The sequence below is a fragment of the Mesobacillus jeotgali genome, assembly GCF_031759225.1.
GTDB lineage: Bacteria > Bacillota > Bacilli > Bacillales > Cytobacillaceae > Mesobacillus > Mesobacillus jeotgali_B.
In genome coordinates this window covers 689,039-715,853 of sequence record NZ_CP134494.1, presented here as the reverse complement: position 1 = coordinate 715,853, position 26,815 = coordinate 689,039, and the positions used below count along the sequence as shown (strand labels likewise).

Below are 26,815 nucleotides of genomic sequence, written 5' to 3'. Positions count from 1 at the left end.
ATAAACCAACCCTAAATGGATGTTTCGAATTGGACCTTATGCAGGTTTGCGAAGATGCCTCCCTGTTGGATCAGCTCATCATGGCTTCCTTCTTCGGCAATTCCGTCCTCTGTGACGACGACGATTCTGTCGGCGCTTTTGATTGTTGCCAGCCTGTGCGCGATGACCAGCGTCGTTCGGTTCTTGGATAATTCGCCAAGAGCCTTCTGGATGATTCTTTCTGTCTCGGTATCAAGTGCCGACGTCGCTTCATCGAGAATCAGGATTGGCGGATTCTTCAGGAACATACGAGCAATTGCAATCCGCTGTTTCTGTCCACCCGACAGCTTCAGGCCGCGTTCTCCGATCTGCGTCTCATAGCCATCAGGCAAGGCAGCGATGAAATCTTCCAGATGCGCTTGCTTTGCGGCTCTGACGATATCCTCATGTGTAGCCCCTAATGAGCCATAAGCAATATTCTCACGCAGCGTTCCTGTGAACAGGAATACATCCTGCTGGACGATGCCGATTTGTGAGCGCAGCGATTTCTTCTTCATCTCACGGATATCGATGCCATCGATTGTGATACTGCCGCTGTTCACATCGTAAAAGCGGGGAATCAATGAACAAATCGTCGTTTTCCCTGCACCAGAAGGACCGACGAACGCGACCGTTTCGCCATGATTGATCTGCAAATCGATTCCTTCCAATACGGGTTTATTTTCATCATAGCTGAAGGTAACATCGCTGAATGCAATATTTCCTTTCAAACTAGTGACCTCAATCGCATCTTCCCTGTCCACAACATCCGGACTCTGATCCATCAGCTCGGTAAACCGTTTGAAACCTGCCATCCCTTTTGGATACAACTCGAGTATTGCACTGATTTTATCGATCGGCTTAAATAATACATTCACATACAGGACAAACCCGACCAGTTCACCATAACTCAGTTTACCCTGGAAACTCAGCCAAGCACCATACACGAGAACAACAAGGACAATCAGCCTTGTCAGCATATAAATACTGGATGAACTGAAGGACATCACTTTATAGGCACTCAATTTGGCACGGCGGAACTTGCGGTTATTCTTTGTGAATCTCTCAATCTCAAAATCTTCATTTGTAAAAGATTGAACCACCCTGATTCCCGAAACGCTGTCCTCCACTCTGGCGTTCACATCGGCAATGTCTGTGTACATGTTTTTCCACGCTGCGTTCATCTTCAGGTTGGAATAGGTAATCAGCCAAATCAGAAACGGTACAATGATCATCGTAGTCAATGCCAGATTGACGTTGATCGTCAGCATGATCCAGAACGCACCGACAAAGGTCATCACCGCAATGAATAAATCCTCTGGTCCGTGGTGCGCCAGCTCTCCTAAATCAAAAAGATCATTAGTGATCCGGCTCATGATATGCCCCGTTTTCGTGTTATCGAAAAAGCGGAACGATTGCTTCTGAACATGCTGGAACAACTGCTGCCTCATGTCTGTCTCAATATTGATTCCGAGCTTATGGCCCCAGTAATTGACGATGAATTGCAGCAATGTGCTGAAGATGTATAACAGCAGCAGCCCTATGCTTACACTCACGATCATGTTCCAGTTCCCTCCAGGCAATAAGGTATCGATAAACCATTGCACAGCGAGCGGAAAAGCCAGCTCCAGCAAAGCCACAATCACTGCACTGCTGAAGTCAATGATGAATAGCCGCCGATGAGGGCGGTAATAAGTAAAAAATCTCCGTATCATATTCGTTTCTCCTTTGATATCTTCAAGTGATTATATGCCAAGGAGTGTCACTATTTCAATAATTTTGAAAAAATTAACACAGAGGATATTTCTTCATTACATGGTTATTTTTTAAAAAAAATGGACAGTTTATAGAAGAATCGAATTGCGGTTGAGGTGAATACATAATTGATTTCAAGAAAACACTTCCTGTTTAATGTAATAATCATTGCCATTCCATGGCTGTCTTTATTGTTCATCGGCAAAAGAAGCTTCAAGCGGTTCTCTTTTGCTGGTCTTTTTATTATTGGCTTTGAGATTATCAATCATTTGTATGGTCACAAACGGAGATGGTGGAAGTTTTTCAACAAACGAAAGTCCTTCCTAAGGGATGAACTTCCATTCAGCATCGGACCATACATGCCGCTATCAATGTGGCTTCTGAAACTCTCATATGGTAATTTCAAAAAGTTCATTACGCTTAATGCGATTGCCGATGCGATTTTTGCTTTCGTTTTCATTGATATACTCAAGAAGCTAAAGATCATCGGATTGAACAATTTGAGCCACATTCAGTTCTTCTTTTACCTGCATTACAAGGCGTACTTACTGTATGGGGTGCAATACCTGTTTGAGAAAATGCGAGGCTATAGGTTATATATGTAAAAACGCTCCGGGATTCTGTGCCCGGAGCGTTCTTTTTATTAAGAAGGAACAAGGACTCCTTCAAGTTCTCGATTAATTTCTTTAGAGCGGTTTGCCGCATGGTTTACCGCCTGGTAGATGGCGGTACCGCCATTGTACTTCCTTAACGCGTTCAGGCCCGATGCTGTCGTTCCATTTGGGGAGGTGACGTTTTTCCTGAGCACCTCTGGGGTTTCGTCTTTTTCGATGATCATTTTTGCCGCACCTAGGATGGTCTGGGCAATGATTTCACGGGCCATTTTTTCGTCCATGCCGTTTTCCCTGCCGACACGCTCCATGTGCTCCATCAAGTAGTAAAAATAAGCAGGTCCGCTTCCGGCAAGGCCTGTGAAGATATCCATCTGCTCCTCTTCAATCAGGAACACTTTGCCCATGCTGCTTAAAAGCTCTTTTACATCCTCGATGTTTTCGTCCGTTGTGTGCACTCCTGGTGAAATGGCAGTGGCTGATTCCTGGATCATGCTTGATGTGTTCGGCATGACACGGACAACCTGCTGGCCACTCTTAAGGTTTCCTTCCATGAAACCTGTTGAAATGCCTGCCAGAACCGACACAACCACCTGATTAGGAACTAATTTATCCTTCAAAGCTTCCAGTGCTTCCGCTGCACCTTTTGGCTTCATCGCTAAAATAAATATATCTATCTCTTCATATGGCAATTCAGCCTGTGGCATCGCATTGATTCCATATCTGGATTCCAATCGCCCCAGTCTCGCTGCATTGCTTCTGTTCGTCACATAAACATTTTCCGCACGCATCTTGCCTGATTTGACCACACCAGAAATCATTGCTTCCGCCATCGATCCCGCACCTAAAAATGCTACTTTTTTATGTTTTAACAACCGCACTCACCTCATAAAAAGTTTAATTCCGTTCATATTTTATCAACGTTACCTATAGTAACATCCTCAAAATCAGATTCAAGGAGATCGCGGCAATTCGGGAGCATATGGGCGAGATAGTGAATGAAAGCGGAAACATTTTGAAGAATACTACCTCTATATGCATCTAAAGAGCCCTAATCACCTCTTATGCTAAAATATGAAGATATATAAAGAATTAAAAATAAGAGATATTGAGGGAGCGGACATGAATATAAAAGATAAGGTCAAAAACCTTCCTTTGACTCCTGGAGTTTACCTTATGAAAGACCAAAAAGGTACCGTGATTTATGTCGGGAAAGCGAAAAGCCTTAAGAAAAGGGTGCAAACATATTTTCAAAACTCTGCAGCCCATCCGCAAAAAATCAAAAAGATGGTCGCTAACATACATGATTTCGACGTCTTGCATACTGATACGGAATTCGAGGCATTCTTGCTTGAATGTAAGCTCATCAAAGAAATGAAGCCTCTTTTTAACAAGAAAATGAAGAGCCATCTTTCTTACTCTTATATTGCGATCAAGATGGACGGACCTTTCCGGAAAATTACAATCACTTCTGAAAAATCCGAAGATGGCGACACGATTTATTTTGGACCCTATACCAGTCCCATTTATGTAAAAAAAGCAATTGAGAACTTTAAGGAGTATTTTGAAATTAACTGCCTTCAGCCACTCAAGGGTTCCCCTTGCCTGAACTATCCCCTGGGGAAGTGCAATGGTTTGTGTCTAGGAGGATCAAGAGTTGAGGAATACAATAGGATCGTGGAGAAGTTCATTTCTTTTCTCAAGGGATCTGATGCAGAGATTTTGGACGAAATACAGAAGAAAATGAATCATGCATCCGAAGAATTCCAATTTGAAGAAGCAGCAAAATACAGGAATTATATGAAATCATTCTCCATCCTTATGTATAAGGAAAATATAATTCAATTCACCGGAGGAAATAAGAACATTGTCGTGCTCGAATGGATCAACGACCGCACATTAAAGGTTTTTCTGATCAGAGGGCATAAGGTCGTTTTTAGTAAAGAATACCACCCAGAGAAGTTCAATCGTCTTTCAGAGGAGATCAGAGAGAACATTTTTCACTCTTTTCAAGGGAGTGAGATAAGGAAATCTGTCGTCATCGGCAAGGAAGAACTTGATGAAGCCCAAATCATTTATAGTTATTTAAATGGGGGCAATGCCAGATACATCATCATTCCGGAAGAATGGCTGGATGGCAGTGAATCTGAAAAACTGGACGCATCCATTGATCAATTATTAAACGGTTAAAAGGGCTGCAAAAATAAACGCAGCCCCTTCTTATGTTTCTTTTGGCCACAGTATCGAGAATGTCGTGCCGCTTGAATTGCTCTCCTTTAAAATCAAGTCAGCCCCGAGGGAACGTGCGAGCATTTTGCTGAAAGGAAGGCCGAGGCCGAGGCCCCTGACTTTAAGTTTTTTCTTCTCGCCGCGGAAGAAACGCTCAAACACCAGCGCCTGCTCTTCATCCGGAATCCCTGAACCAGTGTCTTTTACATCAATCCTTCCTTCTGAAAGAATGAGGGATATATTGCCATCTTGACCGAGAGCCTGGTAGGAGTTATTCAATAAGTTAATCAGGATTTGCTGCAATCGCAATGGATCTGTTTGAGCGCATACAGTGTGGTCAGGCGTGATGACCTTCAGATTAACAGTTTCAGTTTGCGTGACCTGCCACTGCCGCCCAATATCCTCAACAAGTTTATTCATATCACAATTCTCTGCCCGGATTGTGAATGCTCCTGCCGCCAGTGAATTGAATTCCAGCAAATCAGAAATCATCGTTTGCAATCTCTGGATTTCTTTTAGGGTGATATCCAGGAATTCCTGCCGCTCATCACCGGTTACGACTCCATCCCGTACTGCCTGGACAAGGCCGCTGATCGAGGTTACCGGCGTTTTTAAGTCATGGGTGACTCCCGCGAGCAACTCTGCTCGCATTTGTTCCAGCTGGGTCAGGCGGGTGGTCATTTCTTTAAAAGAAGTGACGAGTTCGTATATTTCAAGTTCCTTTTGGTTCGATTCCAGTGTGATGTCATAGTCACCTTCCCGAACCTGTGCCGCTGCCCTCGCTACATCCTGGATCGGTTTCAGGATTCTTTTCGTGAGAATATAAATGACAATCCACCCAAGCAAGCCAAGCCCTACCAGAAGAATGAGCAACAATCGGTATTCCTGGTCAACATCCGTCAAATCAGCAGCGTTCTGCATCACGACAACCCAGCCGGCCTGAAGCTCATCGATGGTGATTGGCGCTTTAACAGCATAAATAGCTGTTCCATTTTCTGTAATCCTTTGAGTGCTGTCATCGCTTGTAAGGATCTCCGAGGGAACATTTCTTGAGAGATGACGAGGGCCGCCCCCGCCGTGCATTGGACCTGTATTCAGGACATTCCCTTCCAAATCGGTAATGAAAAGCAGTGGCTGACTTTCCATTTCGAAAAATCTACTCGGGTCTCCCATCCTTTTGTCAAAGCCGCCAAAATCCCCGGCCTGCGCGACCCGATCGGCAGTTTCAACTGCCATGTACTCCATTAACTTCAATCTGTTTTCCAGTGTCGTTTTCTTGATCCACCACATCGAGCCTGCACCAAGCAATAGCAGCCCGACAATCAGGGTCAGAAGGTATCTGGTTGTCCAATATCTCAACAAGGTCACGTGCTTTTCATTTTTTGTAAACACTGAACTGATACCCCAATCCTCTTAATGTTCTGATTTCTCCCTGTGACGCTGGCCACCCAGCCAGTGAATGGCGGATTCTTTTTATCGAAAGGTCCACTGCCCGATCGCTTCCGTCATAATCCATCCCCCAGACATTTTCAATTAAATTATCCCTTGTGAACGTCCGGTTTGGCCTCTCCGCCAGGAAAATCAGCAAGCTGAGGTCTTTAGGGGTCAACACCACTTTTTCGCCATTGACTGAGACGACATGCGAATCCATATTGATTTTCAGACTGCCAAACTGTTTCATGTTTTCCGTTTCGAGAACCTGGGGAGAACGGCGCAGCACGGCATTTACCCTGGCTACCACTTCTTCGCCAATGAACGGCTTGGAAATATAATCGTCCGCCCCCTGGTTAAGCCCCTTTAAGCGATAGTCAATGTCCCACAGGGCAGTCAGCATGATCACGGGGCAGGAGCTGATGTTTCGGATTTCCTTAAGAACATACCAGCCGTCCATTTCCGGAACCATCACATCCAGCAGAACAAGATCCGGCTGGTGTTGAGTAAACATATCGAGACCTTCCTTCCCATCGTAGGCCTGGAGTATCTCATAGCCTTCATGCTTCAGGTAGACCGCCAGCACTCTTGAGATCGTTTGTTCATCTTCTACTATTAGTATACTTTTCATTGCCGCCACTCCCGTCATCACTAAGAGTAAATCCGACCTGAAAAATGCATGAATCAGGTCTATTTTTATGTATATTCCACTTATTATCTTACAGGAAAAATCCCCCGCTTGATACCGGGGGACCTTTACTATTTTATGAAGCTAAAACCCACGTCCGCCACCGTTTTGGTGCATGCCGCCACGGCCGCCTTCACCGCCGAAACCGCCTTGTCCCATTCCGCCTTTGCCGCCTTTTCCAAAGCCTCCGTCATGTCCAAAACCACTGCCCATTCCGAAACCTCCCCCATGTCCAAAGCCCATTCCATGGTGCCCAAATCCATCTTCAAACAACTCATCAAGCTTGTCAGCATCCTTGGCTTGAATTTCTTCCATCAACTGGCGTGTGTCTTTATCAGCAGTGGATATTCCCAGTTCCTTCGCCAGGTTCAGGACTTTCTTTTCCTGTACTTCCTGGGCGATTTCGCCAATTGTTTTGCCGTCAATCGTAATGTTCAGTTCTTTTGCGTCTGCTTTTACTTTGGCAGACTGTACCTCCTGCGTGATTTCCCTGATATCCTTGCCGTCTACGGTAATTCCATACTTCTTAGCTTCTTGATTCATATAAGCTGAATGGACTTCTTGCTGCAGTGTCTGCAGGTCTTTGCCCTCCGTAGAAACACCTAGTTCCTTCGCTTTTTCATTCAAGTTCGCTGTCCGGATTTCTTCCATTAGAGTTTGTGCATCCTTGTTGTCCGTTGAAACGCCAAGCTTTTTCGCTTCATTCTTAAGGTTCTCTAAACGGATCGCCTCGTGAAGCGCGGCCGCATCCTTCCCGTCTGTAGAAATGCCCAAATCCTTCGCTTTTTCCTTTAGATTCGCCAATTGGACTTCCTCTGCCAGCGTTGCGATATCCTTGCCATCTGTCTTGATTCCAAGTTCTTTTGCCTCACTCTTGATTGTAGCTTCCCGAATTTCACCCATTAAGGTTTGAGCATCTTTTCCGGAAGTGCTGATGCCAAGATCCTTTGCCTTTTCGATCAGCGCTTCTGAGTTCCCGCCGTAATATCCTTTATGGCCAAAACCCTTACCAAAAAAACTTTTGACAGTAGTCGCAGCTGTGCTTGTCGTACTGTCCTCATTAGCCAGTGAAGTAGTTGCATACCCTCCAAGCAATAATGCGCCTGCAATTGTGAAGCCAATAACTGATTTCTTTTTCATATCTGACATCCTCCTGTAAATCATTCTTTTTAGATTCAAGTTGGACATGAACCTTATACTCATAATTTACTCTGTGAATATGTCAACAAAATGTCAGGAGAAAAAAAAACTTTAAAAAATCAGATAACCTCTAATCGGTCGACATAGCCCAGTTTGAGCCTATCATCATTGCTTTCTTGAAAATCTTTTTATGTCGGGGGTATGTCAAATCAAAAGGAAAATCAAGAAACCCAGAAATATTCCGGGTTCGACCTGTTACTTCAACTGTACTTTCTCGTCCCCAATTTTAATAAACCATGATCCTGCATCAAAGCTTTGCTTAGATACTTCAAATACCTTTGTATCAGTAACGGTGATTCCAGGATTTAAATCACTCGCAATCTTGGCATTGTCTACATTTGTCTCAATTGCATAGTTAGAAGATGCATCAATATCGGAATCGTACTCTGTTCCTTCTTCATCCACCAGTCTAACACTTGGATAATCAAACATTCCGACCGGCTTCTTGGAAGTGTTCTTGATTTTATATTGGATTGCTGCGAACGTCCCGCCCTCAGATACCGATTTATTGATGTATTCATTGCCAACTTGCTCTTTCTCTTCAAATTTTGTAACGGTAATCTCAACCTTGTCAGCTGGAACAGCTTCTCCCACTTTATATATCTTTTGTTCTTTGACAGGTGCAGATGCTGTTGCAGCAGAGCTACCTTCATTGCTTGCTTCTTCTCCACCGCCAAGTGCTGAACCGATAATTCCAAAAAGGATCAATACACCTATGAAACTCAGAATTTTATGCCTACCGAAAAAGCTTCGCTGGTCTTTCCCGCAGTGAGGGCATTTCTTTACACCTTTTGCGATTTCTTTACCACAAGTCTTGCAGCTTCCTAAGTGATTATTTGTCATTACCCATCCTCCTCGAATTTTGTTATTACTTCATTCTTTTTTCCATGATAGATTCCGATACCATTTCATACATGTTTTCAATTCCTTTTTCAGAGGCTTCGAAGTTAAAGGAATTCTCAATATTGATTCCGAGGCTGTCAGCTTCTTTGGCAACGTCGATGTTGGCACCCATGAAGATGAATTCCCAGCAGTATTTTTCCTGCTGGTGCCGGATCAGCTCCTTCACCTTTCCATATGTGAACTCGGTGCTGGCGTTCTCCATGCCGTCCGTCGTGATCACGAAGATGACCTTGCCTGGCCTCTGTTCCTCACTGGTTCTGCCGAGACGGTAGCCAACATCAAGAATCGTCTTTCCGACTGCATCCAAAAGCGCAGTCATCCCGCGGACATAGTACTCATCTTCAGTCAGCTCAGCCTCCCTGGCATCTATCCCGTTCCAGAGCACTTCATATTTATCGTCAAAAAGCACCGTTGTCAGGATTGTCTCGCCTTCCATTTCGGTCTGTTTTTTGACAAAAGCATTGAATCCTCCGACTGTGTCTCTCTCCAGTCCTGCCATCGAGCCGCTCCGGTCTAGCAAAAAAATGATTTCCGTTAAATTATTCTTCATCGCTATCATCCTCCTAAGCTGAATCTGATATAATCATATCTAGATTCATCCATATTTTGGTCGCCTGTTAAGCGACATTTTTAAGGAGGCTGGCCACATGCTGGATCATAAGATATTGGCAGATTTACAAGAATATATCGATCGTAATATGAACTTTGTCCTGTATGAAAAGTCCGCTGGACCGATTGAGGATTATGTCCTTGAGAGCATTTCGCCGCTCGAGATTGAAAGCTTCATAGCAGAGAAGCGGAAGCCGACTCTCCAAAAAGTACTATTTGGCTTTATAGACAAAAAGGGCTGCAAGGACTCCGAGGTCTATAAGAAAGCTGGCCTCGACCGAAGGCTTTTTTCTAAGATCCGTTCAAACCCTGAATACAAACCGAGTAAAAACACGGTCACCGCACTTGCACTGGCCCTAGAGCTGAATAAAAAAGAAACCGACAAGCTGTTAAGCTCTGCCGGCTACTCTTTGTCAGACAGTGAAACATCCGACCTTGTGATTCAGTTTTGCATTGAAAGGAAAATCTATGAAATCGACCAGGTCAATTATGCCCTCGATTATTTCAGCCAGAAGCCATTAAGCGGAGTTCTATAAGAAAAGCATGAACACTGGTGCTAGCATTGTCATGAAGATTTTCCCATAAAAACAGCCTGGAGGAAATCTGCCTCCAGGCTTCGTTTATTAATGAATGGCCTTTCCACGTTCAAAATGATTCATGCATGTCAGCTCGATGATATAGTCGTAGTTAGCAATTGCTCTCTGAAGCTCACTTTTTTCATCTATAGACAGGCTTGGATTCTGCATTTTATTCGCCAGCTGCAGCTGCAATGCTTCTAATTGAGCTTTGACTTCCTGATAGTTCATGTCCAACACCCTTTCAAAAGTGAAATCGCTTTCTTACTTGTTTTTATTATATCCTGATAACCCCTTTGGGTATCATTAGATTTATTGATAATTTGTGAAACTTTTATTAGAAATTTGCCTTTTTACACGTAGCTTCAGATCTATTTTCAGAAAAGCTTCTCCAGTAAACTTTAGGAGCAAAACTTGTTCCATGCCTATCCTTTCTTAAATTTAAGTCGATTAGTCAGACGTTTGCAGTATAATGAATACTATTCAGTTTATGCATATGATGATTCTTTGCGAGAATCCTATATATAAGTCGGATAATACTAAATAAAATGAGGTTTTTTACATGAGTAAAAGAAGTTTTGACGATTACAACTTAAGCGACGAAATTAAACGCGCCCTCTCAGTGTTGAAATATGAATCACCAACAGAGGTCCAGGAAGAAGTCATTCCGTTAGCATTGGAAAAGCAGGATCTTGTCGTTAAATCCCAGACAGGAAGCGGAAAGACGGCTTCATTTGGCATTCCTATTTGCGATATGGTTGATTGGGAGGAAAAAAATCCACAAGCGTTGATTCTCACTCCAACCAGGGAGCTGGCTGTTCAGGTTCGTGAAGACATCACGAATATCGGGCGATTCAAAAGGATCAAGGCCATGGCTGTTTATGGGAAGGAACCTTTCGCAAAACAAAAAGAGGAATTGAAACAAAAAACGCACGTCGTTGTCGGTACGCCAGGACGTGTGATCGATCATATCGAAAGAGGAACACTTGTATTAGATGAAATCAAGTACCTGATCATAGATGAAGCGGATGAAATGCTCAATATGGGTTTTATCAATGATGTAGAATCGATTATCGAGGAACTTCCATCAGACAGAGTAACGATGGTATTTTCTGCGACATTGCCTAAAGACGTTGAAAATCTCTGTCACAAATATATGAAGAATCCTGTTAACATCGAAATTGCTTCCACTGGAATCACAACCAATACGATAGATCATATGCTGATTGAAGTGAAAGAAGAAGATAAGATCTCACTGCTTAAAGACATTACCGTTGTTGAAAACCCGGAGAGCTGCATCATTTTTTGCCGAACGAAGGAAAATGTGGATACAGTGTTTACACAGCTTGAGGATGCTAATTATTCCTGTGAAAGACTTCATGGCGGATTAGAGCAGGAAGATCGCTTTGCTGTAATGGATGGCTTCAAGAGGGGGAATTTCCGCTACCTCGTGGCTACCGATGTGGCTGCAAGGGGAATTGACGTCAATAACGTTTCGCTTGTCATCAACTACGACGTTCCGATGGAAAAAAGAGGGTTATGTGCACCGGACAGGCCGAACTGGGCGTGCCGGTAATAAAGGAAAAGCGATTACGCTTGCTACACCTTATGAAGGGAAATTCATTAAGGCTATCGAACGATACATTGGCTTTGAGATTCCTGTGGCAGAAGCTCCGAGCAAGCAGGCGGTTGCAAGAAACCAGGCTGCTTTCGATGAAAAAATCAGCGGGCGCCGTGTCGTGAAAAACAACAAAACAGCCCGCATCAACCAGGATATCATGAAGCTTCATTTTAGCGGCGGAAAAAAGAAGAAACTCCGTGCCGTCGACTTCGTTGGAACCATCGCGAAAATCCCTGGAGTAACGGCAGACGATATCGGCATCATCACAATCCACGATACCATGTCATATGTCGATATCCTGAACGGAAAAGGCTCGTTGGTCATTCAGGCAATGGAAAATGCAACAATCAAAGGAAAGAAACTTAGAGTCAGCAAGGCTATTAAATAGAACAAAAAGCGCAAGCGCTAAATACTACATGTAGTATTCCCCAACTAATAGCTACACAAGAAGAAAGGACGATTATGACATGCATAATCGTCCTTAAATATATTTTATTTTTTACATACAATGATCTCGCGTTCGAAGGTCCCTTTTCTCACGACACAGCGATCAGCGATTTCAAAGCCGGCTTTCCCGATGATGGAGTCGATTGGTTCAATCGTGACGATGACTACTTTATTAGCAAATCGGTATGTGCTTTGGAGCATCTCGAGCTGCTCTTCGGGTGTGATGACTGAACACAGATTGTAAGGCATATCAATAATCGCCACATCATAGCTCCCAGTGACATGGCGGATGTCCTTAAACGTCACTTCCGTTGCATAGCCAAAATGCGCGATGTTCTCCCGAGTTCCAGGCAGTATGAGCGGATTGATATCACTGGCCACGATGTCGATGCCCATCGACAATGCTTCCACAACTACTGTTCCAATTCCGCAGCATGGATCGATCGCTCTAACTCCAGTTGGATCATGAACTGCGACATTCGCGACGGCTCTTGCGACACGCGTACTTAATGAAGTTGAATAGCTATGCGGCTTCTGCTGATGATTCAGCCAGACCGCTTCACTGCTGTGGTATTCACCAAATACCCAGCGCTTGTTTACATTCATGATACCAAATAGCAGATCTGGATTTAAGAGCTCCGGCTCTCCGGGAATTTGCAGACCCACCTTCCGCTCGATTTGGCGCCTCTCTTCAAAGTTCACCTTTTCGGGACCTGCTACTTTTACATACATCACTTTAAAAGTAGAGCCATTCAATTCTAACTTCTTCACTTGCTCAATTAAGTCCTCTAATTGACCACCTTCAATAATGACATCCATACGTCCCCTCATAAACGGACTTCGGCTTGGATCGATTTTCAAAGTGCTCTCGATGACGCTGGATTCTGTATCCTCCCCAAAAAACGAGCGCATTTCCAGTGCGCATAACTCTTTTTCTTCACTTGGAAAAGCGTAATTATATATAAAAGACTTAGGCTCAAAGTTAGTGAATTCCAATCCGTTTCAAATCCTTCCGCTGTAAGAAAAGCGCAAGCGCCTTGCTCAGCCCCGACAACCGTTGGAGGGCTGACCATTGAAGTCGTTCTTTGACTTCATTGGGCGGACCGAACTCGAAATGTATAGCCGACTGTCAAGAAACGCAGAAACTGGAGACTCCGACAAAGAAGCGCTTTTTGCTTCTGCCGGCGGAGTTGAAGTTTCGGAGTTTCTAGGAGGCGACACTAGACAAACGTCTCGAGGGGCTAGGCGCTGGAGCTAGACACTAATCAAAGTATAAATTTATCCATTCCATATCTTATAACTTACCTTGTGGAAATCGAAATAAAAATGACTTACCCCTTGGGCAAGTCAAGTGCTTGGTATGCGAGCTGATACTTTCCGCCTTCAGCGACTTCAGAGTGATACAAAGCTTTTAATGCAAAGTTTTTCTCCAAGTCATGTTCTTTTATCAAACTTGTTAAGCGCGTTTGCAGCTCCGGATTATCCTTAACCAATTGTTTCATCTGTGATTTTATAAACTTCATCTATTTTACCTTTACCCTTCAAAATCTAGAATTCCAGCTAAGTATAGCATGAACAAGTCAATAGTCATTCATAACTTTTTAATATCAATCCGGCTCTACATGTACATGGACATCATATATATCGTATTCTTCCATCAGTTTCTCTTCGACCCTTGTCGAGATGTCATGTGCGGTGCTGATGTCGAGGGTCGGATTCACGGTGATGACGCAGTCGACGACAATATTGTTGCCGTAGCTCCGTGCCTTTAAATCCTTAATTCCTTTGACACCAGGAATATTACAGATGGTATCGTTATATTCTTTAATTAGGTCAACATCAAATCCGTCTGTCAGCTGGTGGGACGCTTCACGGAAAATGCCCCAACCTGTTTTTAAAATCAGTGCGCCAACAATGAACGCGGTCACCGGGTCGAGCCAAGGCAAACCAAATTGGGAGCCGATGATGCCGACGGCCGTACCGATACTCACCCATGAATCGGACAGGTTATCTTTAGCCGCGGCCATGACCGAATGGCTTTTTATTTTGTGAGCGAGGTTCCGGTTATAACGATACACGAAATACATAATGAGTGCCGAAAATAAACCCGTCCAGGCAGCAATAAGATCTGGTGCTTCCTCAGATCCTTCGAAAACGGATGTGAAGGCGCTGGTTAAAACCTGGAAACCGACAACAATGATGATAAAGGACGCCACCATCGAAGCAACCATTTCCGATTTCCAGTGGCCATAAAGATGGTCATCATCCGCAGGTTTTTGCGACAGCCTCAGACCGATCAAAACGGATAACGACGCTAAAATATCGGTTGTATTGTTCAGGCCATCAGCCTTCAATGCTTCAGAATCACTGATATAACCTACAGAAAGCTTTAAAGCAGAAAGAATTATATAAGCGATGATACTTATTATCGCTCCACGTTCACCTAGTTTCAAATTAGAATAACGTTGTTCATTCATGGACTGGCCTCCATTCAACTGCTAGAACATTTTAACAATCAAGAAGTGAGTAAGTCTACAGCAACCTTTTTACCCTTGCCCATATAATTGACATGGCAGCAAAAAAGTTTCCTGCGGCAAAAAAAAGCGTAAGAGCCGATTTAGCCCGCGAAGCGCTACAGTTTTATTAAATAGGAATAATTACCATAAACTTTTCAGGTGTTTAATTCGTACTAATAAATATCGGAAAATTACGCGATTATCGGTTCAGCTACAAATCTATTTTCAATTGTGGTAAAATGAAAACTTCAATAGATTCCTAGGAGGGATTGCATGGGGACTAAAAAGAATATGTCCGTAAGTTTTGTCTTGATCGCCATTGTTCTATTATGGCTAAAAACCTACACCGTTTATAAGTTCAATTTTGATATAGATATCGAAAATAAAATGCAGGAATTCATCCTGTTCATCAACCCATTGAGCTTCCTTATGTTCGTGATGGGACTCGGGATTTTCATGGCAGGCAGGAAGCAAAAGATTTTTGTCGTCGCGACAAGCTTCATCACTTCCTTTATTCTTTACGCCAATGTTGTTTACTATAAGGAATTCAGTGATTTCATCACGATTCCGCTATTGACTCAGACAAGCAATATGGGTGATTTAAAGAGCAGTGTCGGGGAATTGGTTGGCTGGACTGATATCATTTATTTTGCCGATGCATTATTGATTTTAGCACTTGCTTTTGTAAAGACGCCTAAGATCACTTTTAAAAAGTACAAGAGTGTATATGCAGCTGCCTTTTACTTCAGTGCATTCGGTCTTGCCTTTTTCAACCTTGGGCTTTCTGAGTCTGAGCGTCCTGAATTGCTGACTCGTACGTTTGACAGGGAGATCCTGGTTAAAAATATCGGTACTTACAATCACCATATCTACGATGCGTACCTGCAAACTAAGACAACTGCACAAAGAGCCATGGCAGATGGCAACCAGTTGACCGAAATCGAGAACTATACTCGCGCTCAATATAAAGAACCGTCAAAAGAAATGTTCGGTGCTGCAAAGGGTAAGAACCTCATTGTCATTTCAATGGAATCCACCCAGAATTTTGTCATCGGACAGAAGGTGAATGGCCAGGAAATCACGCCATTCTTGAATGAGTTTATTAAAGACAGCTATTACTTTGATAACTTTTACCATCAGACTGCACAAGGTAAAACTTCTGACTCTGAATTCTTATTGGAAAACTCTTTGTATCCGCTTGGACGCGGAGCAGTGTTCTTCACACACTCAGGGAATGAGTACATGTCACTTGCTGAAAGGCTTAAGGAAAACTCTTATTACACAGCGAAGCTTCATGCGAACAATAAGAGCTTCTGGAACCGTGACGTAATGTACAACAACTTCGGCTATGACCGTTTCTACTCATTGCCAGATTATGAAGTGAATGAAGAAAACTCTGTTGGCTGGGGCATGAAAGACATGGATTTCTTTGACCAGTCAGTTGAACATTTAAAAGCAATGCCAAAACCGTTCTTCGCGAAGTTCATTACGCTGACAAACCACTTCCCGTTCGAACTGGATGAAGAGGACAAATTCATCGATGAGTTTGATTCAAACAGCGGCACTTTGAACCGCTACTTCCCAACCGTCCGCTATACGGATGAAGCATTAAAGCTGTTCATCGAAGATTTGAAAGCTGAAGGACTTTACGAAGATTCAATTATTGTGATTTACGGTGACCACTATGGAATTTCCGAGAACCATAACAAGGCAATGGAACAGTACCTTGGCAAGGAAATCACGCCGTTCGTTTCAACTCAACTGCAGCGTGTGCCAATGATCATTCACATCCCGGGTCATGAAGGCAAGACCATTTCAACTGTAACTGGTCAAATCGACCTTCGCCCAACATTGTTGAATCTTGCTGGCATCGATACTAAGCAGGATATCCAGTTTGGAGCAGACATGTTCTCCGAAGAGCAGGATAACTTTGTTGCCCTAAGAGACGGAAGCTTCATTACTGAAGACGTAGTTTACACGAAAGGCGTCTGCTACGATAAAGCCACAGGAGAGCCAACAGATGGCGCAAGCTGTGAACCATATATCGAGCACGCCAAGAACGAACTGAGCTACTCTGACCAGATCATTTACGGAGACTTGCTTCGTTTTTATGAAAAAGATGAAGAATAATGATTGCGACCCCGCTGATTAATCAGCGGGGTTTTTAAATTGAGTTTGATAAAAAAAAACGCCCCATAAAGGAGCGTTCTCAAAATTAAACTTCCATAATAATCGGCAAAATCATTGGCCTTCTGCCTGTCTGGCTGTACAGGAATGGGTTGACGACGTCGATGACTGCCTTCTTGATGCTTGACCAGTCCTTAGTGCCTCCTGCCAATTCCGTTACAATTTTATCTTTGATCAATTCTTCAACATTCTTCATCAGGTCGCCTGACTCCCTGACGTAGACGAATCCTCTTGTCACCACTGTCGGCTTGTTGACAAGCTGCTTTTTCTCACGATCGATCATCATCGTGACGATCACAAGTCCGTCCTGGGACAGCACTCTTCTGTCTTTTAACACGATATGTCCGATATCGCCGATTCCGCTGCCGTCGACATAAACTGGCTGTGCCGGCACTTTTCCGCCAAGCTGGCCGCCATCAGCAGACAGTTCCAGGACATCCCCATTATCTAAAATAAACGAGTTTTCACGCGGGATTCCGCATTGCTCAGCTAATTTAACGTGCTGATCCAACATACGGTATTCACCATGAATCGGAATGAAAAACTTCGGATTCAGCAGTTTGATCATCAGCTTCTGTTCTTCCTGCTTACCATGTCCAGAAGTGTGGACTTCACTGATCTTATGATGGATGACATCAGCGCCGATTCGGTGCAATTTATCAATCACTCGGTTTACGCTGATTGTGTTACCTGGTATCGGTGATGATGAAAAGACAATCGTATCTCCAGGTATGACCGAGATTTGTCTGTGCGTACCATTCGCAATCCGTGCAAGGGCTGCCATAGGCTCGCCCTGGCTTCCGGTACAGATGATTGTCAGCTGATGGCTTGGAACCTGTCCGATCTCATTGATGCTGACGAATACCTCATCCGGCGCCGTGATATAACCCAGCCTGCGACCGATCTCGAACGTCTTCTCCATACTTCGGCCAACAATAGCAATTTTTCGATTATACTTGAGGGATGACTTCACAACCTGCTGTACTCGGTCAATATTGGATGCAAAGGTTGCGAAAATAACGCGGCCATCCACCGTCTGGAAGATATCCTCGATGGCTTCCCCGACACGTCTTTCAGATACAGAAAAACCTGGCTGTTCACTGTTCGTGCTGTCCGATAACAGGCACAGCACACCTTCACTGCTGATTTCTGCGATCTTCTGAAAATCAGTGCCTCTTCCAACCGGTGTTAAATCGAATTTGAAGTCGCCAGTATGCACAATATTCCCTTCCGGAGTCGTCACGACTACCCCGAATGAATCCGCGATGCTGTGGGTTGTCCGGAAAAAGCGAACCTTGATATTCTGGAACTCCACGACTGTATCATTGTTGATCTGGTGGAACTTCACACCCTTGATTTTGTGTTCCTGCAATTTGGACTTGATCAACTCAACTGCAAAATCGCCTCCATAAATCGGCGCCTTCACATCCTGCAGCAAAAACGGCAAACCGCCAATATGGTCTTCATGGCCATGAGTGACGAAAATCCCGACCAGCTTGTCCTGGTTTTGCTTCAAATAGGTGTAATCCGCGAGCACATAATCAATTCCGAACAACTCATTATCCGGAAACTTAATTCCGCAATCCACTAACACCATTTCATTTTTATATTGTATGACATACGTATTTTTACCGATCTCACCAAGACCGCCCAAAGCGAAAATCTTGAGATCCTTTTTCAATTTCGTTTCCATAGTTCAGCTCCTGTTTCTTTGTGTAAATGTATTTATCAATTCCCATGGGAATCATATCTCTTTTTAAAGAATAGTGAAGAAATTAGATGGAGAAAATAGGGGTTTGAAGTTCTTAAAATATACCATAAATTAAACGTTACAACAAATAATGCTCTCCCTTGTACGATTGAGACGAGAAATATAGGAGAAAAGTTGCTGAGTTCGGATGAATATTGCATTGTACCGGGAGATTTTATATTTCCGAAGAAGAAAAAGCTTCTGCTTTTACCGTTTTGGCTCTTTCGGCTCTTTTTCGGGTAATGCAGGTGCATATTGCTTCTATATGAACTTTTGGTGCTTTTTCCAATCCATCTGGCTCATAGAAAAATTCTAATGACCTTTTACTGATGTTTCCAACTGTTCGGGTTTATAGAACGTTCCTATCATAAAACAGATCTCCTTAGCTCACGACAACCCATCCCCTTTTTATCCACATCAAAAAAACACCGCCATCACCGCGGTGTCCATGTCCTTTATAAAATTTCCTTGAATGTCTTGGCCTGCTGGTCCAATTCGTGTGCGGCGCTGCCGATTTCTTTGAAGGCGGTGACTGCTTGTTCATTGAGTTTCTGGTTGTTGGTGATTCCATTTTGTGAGCGCTGTGTGGCTTCGTTTATTTTGGTGATTTCACCTGCGATGCCTTCGATCCGTTCATTGACTTCCTGGATTGAATCCTGGACGCGAGTCGCAAGTTTCCTGACTTCTCCGGCAACGACGTTGAAGCCTCTTCCATGTTCTCCTGCTCTTGCTGCCTCAATTGCTGCGTTCAATGCAAGCAGGTTGGTTTGTGCAGCGATTTCGCGGATCGTCTGGACGATGCTGCCGATCGATTTGGCCTGTGATTTTAGTGATTCGAGAATTTCGAGATTTTCTTTGGATTCCTCTGCTAGCCTGATGGCTGCTGTGGCTGCCTCTTCACTTCTCGCAATGCCCACTTCCGCGCGTTCGCTAAGATTTTCAGACATCTGCTGAAGCTCTTCAGCCAGTCTCGTTGTACTTAACTCCCGTCGTGTTATGTCCGTGGCCACTTTTACCACACCCGCAACTCTCCCTAAAGTATCGTAAACTGGGGTATAGGTAGCCTCCAGCCAGAGCAGTTTCCCTCTTTTCGTGACCCGCTGGATTTTTTCCTGAAAGCTTTTGCCGTTGCGAAGGTTTCTCCATAACTCTGTGTATTCCCTGCTCCCTGCAAACTCTGCTGTACAAAACTGTTTATGCAAAAGTCCTGGCATTTCATCCACTCGATAGCCCATCGTCCGTGCAAAGTTCTCATTCGCCCAGAGCACTTTCCCGTCAGGATCGAACTCAATCATCGCCAAAGACCTTTCAATGGCTGCCAGGACGGCGTCTTTTTCGAAAACCTGTGTGCTCTTCTTTTCCATATTAATTTGCATGTTGACTCCTCATCGTCATTTGATATGTATCTTTGTTACTATAGTACTAGTCTTGGGGCACATAGACAATTTTGAGTATGCTCTGTCCTTTGCGCCATAGAAACAACGTACGTCTCATGTTAAGATATGGATAATCTTAGTTAAGGATGGGATTCTTTTGGATCAAAAAATCTTGCCCGCATCTTCAAACATGAAGGAATTTGAGCAGTTTCTCAAAAGCCCTTTTGAAATTGGTGTCATGCTGGAAGTGCATATCGCCCAGTTGAAAAATATCAATGCGATGGCAAAAAGCTATGGCAAAAAAATAATTTATCATGTGGATATGATTCAGGGACTGAAAAGCGATGACTATTCAACCGAATATCTTTGCCAGGAATACAAACCATATGGCCTGATCTCCACGAAATCGAGTGTCATTTTAAAGGCAAAGCAAAAAGGCGTACTCGCTGTGCAAAGGGTCTTCCTGATTGATTCACATGCACTCGAGAAAAGCTATAAACTCATTGAAAAAACGCGCCCTGATTATATTGAGGTTTTACCAGGAGCAATGCCCTGGATGATCAAGGAGGTAAAGGAACGCGTCAATATTCCGATCTTTGCAGGCGGCCTGATCAGGACTCCTGAGGAAGTAAAAAACGCACTGGACGCTGGAGCTTCTGCGATCACCACTTCCAAAAGGGAATTGTGGGAAGATATACAAATTCAGAATTCAGACACATGAAAACCCAGCAAATCTGTGATATAATGATTACAAGTTAATAAATCGGGTAGGAGAACTGGAGAGACCACGATAACATTACGGCTTTTGGGCGATAATGTTGTTTGTGGTCTCTCTTTTTTTCATATTCAAGGAGGCGTATCGTATGAGATTCTCAAATCTCGACCGTAAAAATATAGTAACGAAACTGAAAAATGAAACATTCGATGTCCTTGTGATTGGCGGCGGCATTACCGGTGCCGGCATAGCGCTGGATGCTGCAACTAGAGGAATGAATATTGCTCTGTTGGAAATGCAGGATTTTGCGGCAGGCACCTCAAGCCGTTCTACAAAGCTCGTGCACGGCGGCCTGCGTTATTTAAAGCAATTCGAAGTAAAGATGGTGGCTGAAGTCGGCAAGGAACGTGCGATTGTGTATGAAAATGGACCGCATGTCACGACACCAGAATGGATGCTGCTCCCCTTCCATAAGGGCGGAACATTCGGCAGTTTCAGCACCTCTATCGGCCTGAGGGTGTATGACTTTTTGGCTGGCGTTAAAAGATCGGAGCGCAGGAAAATGTTCAGCGCGGCTGAAACTTTAGCAAAGGAACCGCTGGTAAAAAAAGACGGATTGAAGGGCGGCGGCTATTATGTGGAATACCGCACCGATGATGCCCGCCTGACAATCGAGGTCATGAAGCAGGCTGTGGATAAAGGCGCGACGCCATTGAACTATTCCAAAGTTAAAAACCTTATTTATAAAAATGGCATTGTTGCAGGCGTCCTGGTACAGGATCTTTTAACAGGCGAGGAATACGAAGTCCATGCTAAAAAAGTGGTGAATGCTACTGGCCCATGGGTGGATGGAATCCGTGAAATGGATGATTCGAAAAAAGGAAAAACACTCAAGCTGTCAAAAGGTGTCCATATCGTCATTGATCAGTCACGCTTCCCGCTTAAGCAAGCGATCTATTTTGACACACCTGATGGACGGATGGTCTTCGCGATTCCGCGCGATGGCAAAACCTATGTCGGCACGACCGATACTTTTTACAATGAAAATCCGATTAATCCTGGCATGACGGAAGAAGACAGAAGCTATTTGCTAAAAGCGATTCAATACATGTTCCCAGATGTGAATGTTACGGAAAAAGATGTTGAATCCAGCTGGGCTGGCGTCAGGCCGCTGATCCACGAGGATGGCAAGGCACCTTCTGAAATCTCCAGGAAAGATGAAATCTGGGAATCAGATTCAAAACTGATCACCATTGCTGGCGGGAAATTGACTGGCTATCGTAAAATGGCCGAAACGATTGTCGACCTGCTTGCCGACAAGTTCGATAGAGAATATGGACTCAGCTTCCCTGGCTGCCAGACGAAGAATCTGCCGATTTCAGGCGGAGATGTCGGCGGTTCTGCCAACCTTGACTCTTTTGTGGAAAAACAGCTTGAAGAAGGTATTAAGGCTGGCTTTACTAAAGATGAAGCCCGCCGTCTGGCATACCAGTACGGATCAAACGCCCCTACTCTGTTCCAGTTAGCTGCTGAATACAAAAAGGAAGCAGATCAATATGGCCTGCCATTGGAGTTGTTCGCAAAATTGATTTATGGCATCCAATATGAAGCGGCAGCAACGCCAGTCGACTTCTTCAACAGGCGCACAGGAGCGGTTTTATTTGATATCCACCTTGTGCATAACTTCAAGGAAAATGTTATTAACTTCATGCGTGACCAATTCAGCTGGAGCGAGCAGCAAACAGAAGCCTTTACTTTGGAGCTTGAAGGAGCTTTAAATGAAGCAGTGATCCCGGTAAAATAAAGCAAAGCCCCTGATGTTACCCAGTTCATCAGGGGTTCTTTTTATCCATATTTCCTCTGGTGGTCCTTTTTCATCTCAAGATATTCTTTATCGGTTCTGGCCTGTTTCCATTTTTCCATGAAGATTGCTGCAGACTCGGCCTTCACTGGATCATTCTGCCGTTCCTTCACCTTGCCGTCCTCATCATATTTTCTGCCGCCCTTATAATTTGTATAGCGGCGAGCGCGAGTGTAGCCCATTTGCAGGAATTTCCTCGCCATATCCATGCCGACAAAATCATTTTTCGCTTTATAATCCAAAAACATCACATATATTTTTTCAGACGATTCCCTGGCGATGTCCGGAGTCTTAAAGCGCCAATGCGGCAGGATTTCGCTTTTATACGGCTCGACCAGCAGAACGCCCTGTTCGCCCCTGCCCACCCGGTACAGCTCAGGCTGCTCGCGGAAATCAATCTCATCAAAATTTAGGTCATAATTGAAAGGCATACTACCATTCCTTTTTAATGGCTATTTACCCTTTTATAACAGCTGAGTAACAAGCACGGTTATCTACTGAGCGAATAGACTATAGGCATGAATACTATGAGTGGAGTGAGAAAAATGGTGAAGTACCAGCCTTTCAGAGGAGTCGTAACGATGATCAATGATTTTCCAATTACACCCTCCGGAGCAAATGAAGGTTGCTATACCTTGATGTCTGTCATTGATGGAACGGGAAGACAAGTGAATTTTGTGGTTGAACCGAAAACCTATTTCGTCGACCAGGCAATGGTCAGGATTGGCGACCAGGTGACAGGCTATTATGACGCCGATGCACCTGTGCCGCTGATTTATCCGCCACAATACAGGGCGCTCGTCATGGTAAAAGAAACCCCCGGCCAGAATGTTAAGGTTGATTTTTTCAACAGCCAGCTGATCAGCAGTGATGGTATGCTGAAGCTTAACCTTTCACCCGGAATACCTATTTTATTGGAGAATGGCCAGAGATTCACAAAAAGTCCCGCAAACCGGAACTTGATTGTGGTTTATGGTCCCTCTACTTTCAGCATTCCAGCGCAAACTACACCATACAGGATTATTGTTCTATGTTAAAAAAAGAGGCAGCCGCAGCTGCCTCTTTTCAAGAGAATCAATGGTTTGACCACTATTAATCAAACGTTTGATTAAACTTAGAATAATGGGTTTTTCCTTACATCCTGCCATAATTCAGACTCCTCAAGCTCCCCTGCCAATTGGAAAAGCCAATCCTCTTTGCCTCTGGCTGCCATCACCTGTACACCGACTGGCAGGCCGTTTTTTGTCTGGTGCAGCGGCAGCGACATCGCTGGCTGGCCTGTCAAATTGGCGAGCTGGGTGAATGGCGTTCGTGCGAGATTCTTTTGGGCAATCTGGTCGACGATTCCCGCCTTCTTCAATACGCCGCCGATTCCGAGCTTGCCGACAGTACTGATCAGGAACTTTTCAGATGATGACGGCTCAAGCTCTCCAATTTTCGCAGGGTGATGAGCGGTTGTTGGTGTGATGTAAAAGTCATAGGTTTCATGGAAGGTTTCCATTTGCAGTGCAGCCCGATCCCATTCTCTTAGACTCAAAACGAATTCTTCTGCAGATGTGGCCTTGCCAAGCAGGCCAAGCAGCCAGGTCGTTGGCTCCACATCAGCGGCAGTCGCTTTTCGTCCAAGCACTTCCTCTAATGAGGCTAAAAGTGCTGCCGTTTCGCCGAAATACATCGTCAAATAGCTTTTCGCGATTTTATCTCCGTCCACTGGCGCTTCCACTTCTTCAACATGGTGACCCATTGATTCAAGCAGCCGCACCGTTTTCAGGACACCCTCCCTGCAATCAGCATCCACCTCCGTTCCAATCGGAGATTTTACCGAAAAAGCAATCCGGAGCTTTTTACCAAGAGGAGTTGCTGCAGCTGTTAGATAGCTGCCTTCAAAAGGCGGAGCAGAAAACGCGCCTGCACGTTCATGACCGTGAAGAACATCGAGCATGGCCGCGCTGTCCCTGACTGTACGAGTAAGGACATGTTCAGCAGATGCCCCCTGCCATGCCCGGCCGTAGTTCGGCCCAACTGGCGTACGGCCTCGGGTAGGCTTCAGCCCGAATAATCCGCAGTAGGCAGCCGGGATGCGTATCGATCCTCCGCCATCATTGGCACCGGCAATCGGAACGATTCCCGAGGCAACAGCCGCTGCCGAACCCCCGCTGGATCCGCCTGGAGTATGGTCCAGATTCCACGGATTGCGCGTCGGTCCGTAATGAGCAGGTTCCGTCACCGCCACCAGGGCAAACTCAGGCACATTCGTCTGGCCCAGGAAAACCACACCTGTCTGTCGCAGGCGTCTAGTATACTCTGAATCTACTTTTGCCCGGTATGTTAAAAAAGCCTTTGATCCAGCCGTGATCGGTTCTCCTTCAATCTCCTGCGAGATATCCTTAAGAAGCATAGGCACACCTGCAAAAACGCCTGTCAATTCTCTTATTGCTGCCTTTCTTGCCTGCTCGTACATTTTGTTGATGACTGCATTCATTTTTGGATTCAATGAATCTGTCAAAGCGATTGCTTCCTCAACCAGTTCAATGGGCTGAATCTCTTTCTTTTTTACCAGTTCCGCAAGTCCAAGCCCGTCATATCCCTTGTAATTGAACCCCTCCATTGCCCTCGCCACCACCTTTTTTATATCTACTTTCTCTAAAAATATTAAAAATCCTCTTAGGTTATGCCTGTTTAAAATAGGTATGCTCTCTTTCCACGATGATAGATTCCAAAAATCACATCGCAGTAATAAGTTGAATAGCCTAATAAAAACGAATATCCACATGAATGGAGTGTAATATATATGTCATTCAACCCTTTAACACCTGGTATTTTCGGACCTGGCGGCGGTGGCAGTCAATGGGTAGGACCCGGCGGGATTGGACCACTTGGACCCGGGCCTTCAGGGCAACCTTGGGGTGGACCTCCTGGACAATGGGGACAACCACATGGACAGCCTTGGGGAGGGCCAATCCAACCCCACTGGCCTCCTGGCAGTCCAACGCCATCTGGTCACTGGCCTATGCCCCATGGACCAACTCCTGGTCATTTCAATACCCACGGCAGTTATCAGCAATGCATAAATAATTGCTTTGCAACCTATGGCAGTAATGACCCGCGATATGAGCAATGCGTGTTCAATTGCATGAGGAAATTCGGCCTTAGATAAGCAAAGGAACTAGTTCCTTTGATGAAATAAAGACCCAATTAGAATCTGAATCCAAGTTATAAGGAGTCTCTCTGTTAAAAACAAAAAATGCTGCCACTGGCAGCATTTTTTTTCTAACAATTTATTCGTTGTCTTTATCTTTCTTTTCTTCTTCACGCTTTTTCTCTTCAGCTTTTTTAGCTTCTTCTCGCTGTTTTTCTTCTGCTTTCTTAGCTGCTTCACGCTGCTTCTCTTCCGCTTTCTTTTCAGCCTCGCGTTGTTTCTCTTCTGCTTTCTTTACAGCTTCACGCTGCTTTTCTTCTGCCTTTTTAGCTGCTTCGCGCTGCTTCTCTTCTGCCTCACGCTGTTTTTCTTCAGCTTTCTTAGCTGTTTCGTTCTGCTTCTCTTCTGCTTTCTTTACTTCTTCCTGTTCTTTTTTCTCATCTTCTCTTTCTGCTTCCTCAGTTGCTTTTGCTGCTTCATTGTTTACTTCTTCAACATCTCTTGCTTCTTCTTCCTCGATCTTTTCCACTTTATTTTCTAGCTCTTCTTCAAGCTTTGTTTTCTCACGGTCTGCTTCTTCAGTTGAAATTTGTCCGCTTGCTAGCTTTTCTTCTATTTTCGCCATTTTTTCTGCGAATTTAGCATCAGCTTCTTCTAGCTTCTTGAATCTCTTTTCCATTTTTTCAAATGACTTTTGGATATTTTTCATGATCGCCTGTTGAGCAGCAGGATTTTCAACCTTTGCTAAAACAGCTAAAAGAGAGTCTAAGTTGTTGGCAAGCTTGCTTTCTACCAAGTCTTCCGTTGGCTCTGTCAATTCACCATCAGTTTCTTCAGTCGTTTCTGTCTCTCCACCCTCAGTTCCTTCTGCCGCCTCTTCTTGAGTGCCTTCTGTACTTTCTTCTTCGGTTTCTGACTCATTATCAGCTTCAGGCAATTTTTCTTCAGCGAATTCCTGGATTGATACAGCCTCTTTTAAAAGCTCTTCCGCTTCAGCAACTTTTCCTTCAGCAATTAATGCATTTGCTTCAGCAATTCGTTCTGCCGCAAATTCTGCTAATAGTTTCGCTTCTTTATAATCATCAAATGTTACTGCAAGACGAATTTTTTCAGTAATGACTTTTACGAAATAAAAGAAATCCCCGGGAATCAATGAAACTTCATTCAAATCCACCACTTCAAGA

General features: G+C 44.3%; 23 protein-coding genes and 1 pseudogene. 8 read left to right on the top strand and 16 right to left on the bottom strand.

The window, feature by feature from the left end; all coding sequences use genetic code 11:
* Positions 1-11: 11 nt before the first annotated feature.
* The gene (locus RH061_RS03570) at positions 12-1,733 is read right to left on the bottom strand and encodes an ABC transporter ATP-binding protein (protein WP_311073987.1); all 1,722 of its coding nucleotides are present in this window, start codon (positions 1,731-1,733) and stop codon (positions 12-14) included.
* A gap of 168 nt (positions 1,734-1,901) precedes the next feature.
* Here RH061_RS03570 and RH061_RS03565 point away from each other — a divergent pair, with 168 nt between their 5' ends.
* Positions 1,902-2,378, top strand: coding sequence for a hypothetical protein (locus RH061_RS03565; protein ID WP_311073986.1), 477 nt, complete (start codon positions 1,902-1,904; stop codon positions 2,376-2,378).
* Positions 2,379-2,416: 38 nt separating this feature from the next.
* Here the strand turns inward: RH061_RS03565 and proC are convergent, their stop codons facing one another.
* Positions 2,417-3,217 carry a pyrroline-5-carboxylate reductase gene (gene proC, locus RH061_RS03560; RefSeq protein ID WP_396654882.1) on the bottom strand — a complete coding sequence of 267 codons (801 nt, stop codon included), beginning with the start codon at positions 3,215-3,217 and terminating at the stop codon, positions 2,417-2,419.
* Positions 3,218-3,560: 343 nt separating this feature from the next.
* Here proC and RH061_RS03555 point away from each other — a divergent pair, with 343 nt between their 5' ends.
* On the top strand, positions 3,561-4,574 hold the full coding sequence (locus RH061_RS03555; RefSeq protein WP_311073982.1) for a UvrB/UvrC motif-containing protein: 1,014 nt from the start codon (positions 3,561-3,563) through the stop codon (positions 4,572-4,574).
* Between the two features lie 30 nt (positions 4,575-4,604).
* Here the strand turns inward: RH061_RS03555 and RH061_RS03550 are convergent, their stop codons facing one another.
* From RH061_RS03550 to RH061_RS03530, 5 genes are all read right to left on the bottom strand, one after another.
* Entirely contained in the window at positions 4,605-6,005 is a 1,401-nt protein-coding gene (locus RH061_RS03550) for a HAMP domain-containing sensor histidine kinase (protein ID WP_311073981.1), read from the bottom strand.
* Positions 5,989-6,675, bottom strand: coding sequence for a response regulator transcription factor (locus RH061_RS03545; RefSeq protein WP_311073980.1), 687 nt, complete (start codon positions 6,673-6,675; stop codon positions 5,989-5,991). Before RH061_RS03545 ends, RH061_RS03550 begins: the two co-directional genes overlap by 17 nt.
* Before the next feature lie 141 nt (positions 6,676-6,816).
* Positions 6,817-7,872: a hypothetical protein gene (locus tag RH061_RS03540; RefSeq protein ID WP_311073978.1), complete on the bottom strand. Its 1,056-nt coding sequence runs from the start codon at positions 7,870-7,872 to the stop codon at positions 6,817-6,819.
* Between the two features lie 255 nt (positions 7,873-8,127).
* On the bottom strand, positions 8,128-8,775 hold the full coding sequence (locus tag RH061_RS03535; protein WP_311073977.1) for a DUF4352 domain-containing protein: 648 nt from the start codon (positions 8,773-8,775) through the stop codon (positions 8,128-8,130).
* A gap of 25 nt (positions 8,776-8,800) precedes the next feature.
* Positions 8,801-9,385, bottom strand: coding sequence for a vWA domain-containing protein (locus RH061_RS03530; RefSeq protein WP_311073976.1), 585 nt, complete (start codon positions 9,383-9,385; stop codon positions 8,801-8,803).
* A gap of 97 nt (positions 9,386-9,482) precedes the next feature.
* Here RH061_RS03530 and RH061_RS03525 point away from each other — a divergent pair, with 97 nt between their 5' ends.
* Complete coding sequence (locus RH061_RS03525; protein ID WP_311073975.1) at positions 9,483-9,980, top strand: hypothetical protein; 498 nt, start codon at positions 9,483-9,485, stop codon at positions 9,978-9,980.
* 87 nt (positions 9,981-10,067) lie between these two features.
* Here the strand turns inward: RH061_RS03525 and RH061_RS03520 are convergent, their stop codons facing one another.
* Positions 10,068-10,250 carry a DUF3896 family protein gene (locus RH061_RS03520; protein WP_311073974.1) on the bottom strand — a complete coding sequence of 61 codons (183 nt, stop codon included), beginning with the start codon at positions 10,248-10,250 and terminating at the stop codon, positions 10,068-10,070.
* Between the two features lie 331 nt (positions 10,251-10,581).
* Here RH061_RS03520 and RH061_RS03515 point away from each other — a divergent pair.
* A pseudogene (locus tag RH061_RS03515) lies at positions 10,582-12,028 on the top strand (DEAD/DEAH box helicase).
* A gap of 104 nt (positions 12,029-12,132) precedes the next feature.
* Here the strand turns inward: RH061_RS03515 and RH061_RS03510 are convergent.
* From RH061_RS03510 to RH061_RS03500, 3 genes are all read right to left on the bottom strand, one after another.
* Positions 12,133-12,999 (bottom strand): TRM11 family SAM-dependent methyltransferase, encoded by an 867-nt coding sequence (locus RH061_RS03510; protein ID WP_396654856.1) that lies wholly within the window; start codon positions 12,997-12,999, stop codon positions 12,133-12,135.
* 419 nt (positions 13,000-13,418) lie between these two features.
* The gene (locus RH061_RS03505; protein ID WP_311073971.1) at positions 13,419-13,610 is read right to left on the bottom strand and encodes a hypothetical protein; all 192 of its coding nucleotides are present in this window, start codon (positions 13,608-13,610) and stop codon (positions 13,419-13,421) included.
* Positions 13,611-13,694: 84 nt separating this feature from the next.
* Positions 13,695-14,564, bottom strand: a complete 870-nt coding sequence (locus tag RH061_RS03500) for a cation diffusion facilitator family transporter (RefSeq protein ID WP_311073970.1) — start codon at positions 14,562-14,564, stop codon at positions 13,695-13,697.
* A 312-nt stretch (positions 14,565-14,876) separates the two neighbouring features.
* On the opposite strand from RH061_RS03500, the gene RH061_RS03495 reads away from it, so the two are divergent.
* Complete coding sequence (locus RH061_RS03495; RefSeq protein WP_311073968.1) at positions 14,877-16,733, top strand: LTA synthase family protein; 1,857 nt, start codon at positions 14,877-14,879, stop codon at positions 16,731-16,733.
* A gap of 85 nt (positions 16,734-16,818) precedes the next feature.
* On the opposite strand, the gene rnjA is transcribed toward RH061_RS03495, so the two are convergent.
* Positions 16,819-18,483 carry a ribonuclease J1 gene (gene rnjA, locus RH061_RS03490; protein WP_311073966.1) on the bottom strand — a complete coding sequence of 555 codons (1,665 nt, stop codon included), beginning with the start codon at positions 18,481-18,483 and terminating at the stop codon, positions 16,819-16,821.
* 512 nt (positions 18,484-18,995) lie between these two features.
* Positions 18,996-19,916 (bottom strand): methyl-accepting chemotaxis protein, encoded by a 921-nt coding sequence (locus RH061_RS03485; RefSeq protein ID WP_311073964.1) that lies wholly within the window; start codon positions 19,914-19,916, stop codon positions 18,996-18,998.
* 151 nt (positions 19,917-20,067) lie between these two features.
* On the opposite strand from RH061_RS03485, the gene RH061_RS03480 reads away from it, so the two are divergent.
* Both RH061_RS03480 and RH061_RS03475 read left to right on the top strand, forming a co-directional pair.
* Positions 20,068-20,637: a glycerol-3-phosphate responsive antiterminator gene (locus RH061_RS03480; RefSeq protein WP_311076254.1), complete on the top strand. Its 570-nt coding sequence runs from the start codon at positions 20,068-20,070 to the stop codon at positions 20,635-20,637.
* Positions 20,638-20,779: 142 nt separating this feature from the next.
* The gene (locus RH061_RS03475) at positions 20,780-22,435 is read left to right on the top strand and encodes a glycerol-3-phosphate dehydrogenase/oxidase (protein WP_311073962.1); all 1,656 of its coding nucleotides are present in this window, start codon (positions 20,780-20,782) and stop codon (positions 22,433-22,435) included.
* Between the two features lie 41 nt (positions 22,436-22,476).
* Here the strand turns inward: RH061_RS03475 and RH061_RS03470 are convergent, their stop codons facing one another.
* A complete protein-coding gene (locus RH061_RS03470; protein WP_311073961.1) occupies positions 22,477-22,923 on the bottom strand; it encodes a DUF4385 domain-containing protein in 447 nt (148 codons plus the stop codon).
* A gap of 114 nt (positions 22,924-23,037) precedes the next feature.
* On the opposite strand from RH061_RS03470, the gene RH061_RS03465 reads away from it, so the two are divergent.
* On the top strand, positions 23,038-23,529 hold the full coding sequence (locus RH061_RS03465) for a hypothetical protein (RefSeq protein ID WP_311073960.1): 492 nt from the start codon (positions 23,038-23,040) through the stop codon (positions 23,527-23,529).
* A gap of 77 nt (positions 23,530-23,606) precedes the next feature.
* Here RH061_RS03465 and RH061_RS03460 read toward each other — a convergent pair whose 3' ends face one another.
* Together RH061_RS03460 and RH061_RS03455 are read right to left on the bottom strand one after the other, a co-directional pair.
* Positions 23,607-25,100 (bottom strand): amidase, encoded by a 1,494-nt coding sequence (locus RH061_RS03460; RefSeq protein ID WP_311073959.1) that lies wholly within the window; start codon positions 25,098-25,100, stop codon positions 23,607-23,609.
* Between the two features lie 670 nt (positions 25,101-25,770).
* Positions 25,771-26,808 carry a DUF5667 domain-containing protein gene (locus tag RH061_RS03455; protein ID WP_311073957.1) on the bottom strand — a complete coding sequence of 346 codons (1,038 nt, stop codon included), beginning with the start codon at positions 26,806-26,808 and terminating at the stop codon, positions 25,771-25,773.
* Positions 26,809-26,815: the final 7 nt, after the last annotated feature.

Excerpts from the sequence above, each read along its gene's own strand:
- RH061_RS03530 (WP_311073976.1), bottom strand. The coding sequence starts at position 9,385 with ATGAAGAATAATTTAACGGAAATCATTTTTTTGCTAGACCGGAGCGGC.
- RH061_RS03535 (WP_311073977.1), bottom strand. The coding sequence starts at position 8,775 with ATGACAAATAATCACTTAGGAAGCTGCAAGACTTGTGGTAAAGAAATC.
- rnjA (WP_311073966.1), bottom strand. The coding sequence starts at position 18,483 with ATGGAAACGAAATTGAAAAAGGATCTCAAGATTTTCGCTTTGGGCGGT.
- RH061_RS03495 (WP_311073968.1), top strand. The coding sequence starts at position 14,877 with ATGGGGACTAAAAAGAATATGTCCGTAAGTTTTGTCTTGATCGCCATT.
- RH061_RS03510 (WP_396654856.1), bottom strand. The coding sequence starts at position 12,999 with ATGCGCTCGTTTTTTGGGGAGGATACAGAATCCAGCGTCATCGAGAGC.
- proC (WP_396654882.1), bottom strand. The coding sequence starts at position 3,217 with ATGGCGGAAGCAATGATTTCTGGTGTGGTCAAATCAGGCAAGATGCGT.
- RH061_RS03500 (WP_311073970.1), bottom strand. The coding sequence starts at position 14,564 with ATGAATGAACAACGTTATTCTAATTTGAAACTAGGTGAACGTGGAGCG.
- RH061_RS03460 (WP_311073959.1), bottom strand. The coding sequence starts at position 25,100 with ATGGAGGGGTTCAATTACAAGGGATATGACGGGCTTGGACTTGCGGAA.
- RH061_RS03525 (WP_311073975.1), top strand. The coding sequence starts at position 9,483 with ATGCTGGATCATAAGATATTGGCAGATTTACAAGAATATATCGATCGT.
- RH061_RS03545 (WP_311073980.1), bottom strand. The coding sequence starts at position 6,675 with ATGAAAAGTATACTAATAGTAGAAGATGAACAAACGATCTCAAGAGTG.
- RH061_RS03505 (WP_311073971.1), bottom strand. The coding sequence starts at position 13,610 with ATGAAGTTTATAAAATCACAGATGAAACAATTGGTTAAGGATAATCCG.
- RH061_RS03570 (WP_311073987.1), bottom strand. The coding sequence starts at position 1,733 with ATGATACGGAGATTTTTTACTTATTACCGCCCTCATCGGCGGCTATTC.
- RH061_RS03485 (WP_311073964.1), bottom strand. The coding sequence starts at position 19,916 with ATGCAAATTAATATGGAAAAGAAGAGCACACAGGTTTTCGAAAAAGAC.
- RH061_RS03475 (WP_311073962.1), top strand. The coding sequence starts at position 20,780 with ATGAGATTCTCAAATCTCGACCGTAAAAATATAGTAACGAAACTGAAA.
- RH061_RS03520 (WP_311073974.1), bottom strand. The coding sequence starts at position 10,250 with ATGAACTATCAGGAAGTCAAAGCTCAATTAGAAGCATTGCAGCTGCAG.
- RH061_RS03465 (WP_311073960.1), top strand. The coding sequence starts at position 23,038 with ATGGTGAAGTACCAGCCTTTCAGAGGAGTCGTAACGATGATCAATGAT.
- RH061_RS03540 (WP_311073978.1), bottom strand. The coding sequence starts at position 7,872 with ATGAAAAAGAAATCAGTTATTGGCTTCACAATTGCAGGCGCATTATTG.
- RH061_RS03470 (WP_311073961.1), bottom strand. The coding sequence starts at position 22,923 with ATGCCTTTCAATTATGACCTAAATTTTGATGAGATTGATTTCCGCGAG.
- RH061_RS03555 (WP_311073982.1), top strand. The coding sequence starts at position 3,561 with ATGAAAGACCAAAAAGGTACCGTGATTTATGTCGGGAAAGCGAAAAGC.